General features: G+C 35.7%; 2 protein-coding genes and 1 pseudogene. 2 read left to right on the top strand and 1 reads right to left on the bottom strand.

Annotated elements, in window-relative coordinates:
• Nucleotides 1-147 precede the first annotated feature (147 nt).
• Nucleotides 148-372, top strand: coding sequence for an antitoxin MazE family protein (locus BN202_RS08865; RefSeq protein WP_034988146.1), 225 nt, complete (start codon nt 148-150; stop codon nt 370-372).
• A complete protein-coding gene (locus tag BN202_RS08870; RefSeq protein WP_034988149.1) occupies nt 372-695 on the top strand; it encodes a type II toxin-antitoxin system PemK/MazF family toxin in 324 nt (107 codons plus the stop codon). The genes BN202_RS08865 and BN202_RS08870 overlap by 1 nt, the downstream gene beginning before the upstream one ends.
• Before the next feature lie 137 nt (nt 696-832).
• On the opposite strand, the pseudogene BN202_RS08875 reads toward BN202_RS08870, so the two are convergent.
• Nucleotides 833-1,022, bottom strand: a pseudogene (locus tag BN202_RS08875) (Rha family transcriptional regulator); the annotation flags it as partial.

A 1,022-nucleotide genomic window follows, 5' to 3' on the forward strand; every position in this document is an offset into this window, starting at 1 on the left:
AAATGATATTATTGTTTATTAACATGTAACATTATGTTTTATAGCATTCAGGATAAAAAATTGAATTTTGCGAATTTATTTAAAAACTTGTTTCATGTAACTTTTTTCTGTGTTATACGTTACATGAAACATAATGGAGATTGTGTTATGGCTACAATACACGTCAATGAACGCGTTCAAAAACATCGCAACGCACAAAGAAAAGCAGGTTTGCGCTTAATGCAAATTTGGGTACCAGATATCCGCCAACCAAACTTTGCAAAAGAGTGTCGACGCCAATGTCGTTTAGTGGCAAAAATGGATAAAACAGATACATCTATGCAGTTGTTGATGGATCAATCTTTAATGGATATTGATGGCTGGACAGAATGATGCGCGGATCTCTTGTAACAATAGCTATGCAAGGCGATTTTGGTAAACCAAGACCTGCATTAATCATTCAAGCCAATCAATTTAGTGAACATACAAGCGTAACAGTTTTACCCATTACTAGCACGCTTGTTGCAGCCCCATTACTGCGCATTACCCTCCAACCAGATACCAAAAATGGTTTACAAAAAACTTCTCAGGTCATGATTGATAAGATTATGACGGTAAGATGTGAAAAAGTTAGCACAGCTTTTGGCTCTATTCATGCAGATAAAATGGTGGAAATTGAACGCTGTTTAGCTGTATTTTTGGGAATAGTAAAATAAATTAGCACCCCATTAACATCTCTGTCTTATGCTTTTTTGGGAAAATATAGTGAGGCAATTTGTTGAATTTGGTCTATGAATTTAAAAATACTTTTTATACAATAAATAAAGGCGCCCCCCGCCGCGCCGCTGCTGTCTTATGCTGCTTTTGCAACAGCGTTTGTTAAAACACGCTTGGCTTCTGTTGTAACCAATTTGTAATGATCAAGCTCTTTTTGTAAATCATTTACATACGATAAACGCGCTGCAATCATTCCCAAAACTTTACCAATTCCCTCAGGAGCTTTTAAACTTTCATAAGAAAATAAATCATGCTCTGTAGAAAAT

The sequence above is a fragment of the Bartonella florencae genome (assembly GCF_000312525.1).
GTDB lineage: Bacteria > Pseudomonadota > Alphaproteobacteria > Rhizobiales > Rhizobiaceae > Bartonella > Bartonella florencae.

Coding starts and splice junctions, on each gene's coding strand:
- BN202_RS08865 (WP_034988146.1), top strand. CDS start 148: ATGGCTACAATACACGTCAATGAACGCGTTCAAAAACATCGCAACGCA.
- BN202_RS08870 (WP_034988149.1), top strand. CDS start 372: ATGCGCGGATCTCTTGTAACAATAGCTATGCAAGGCGATTTTGGTAAA.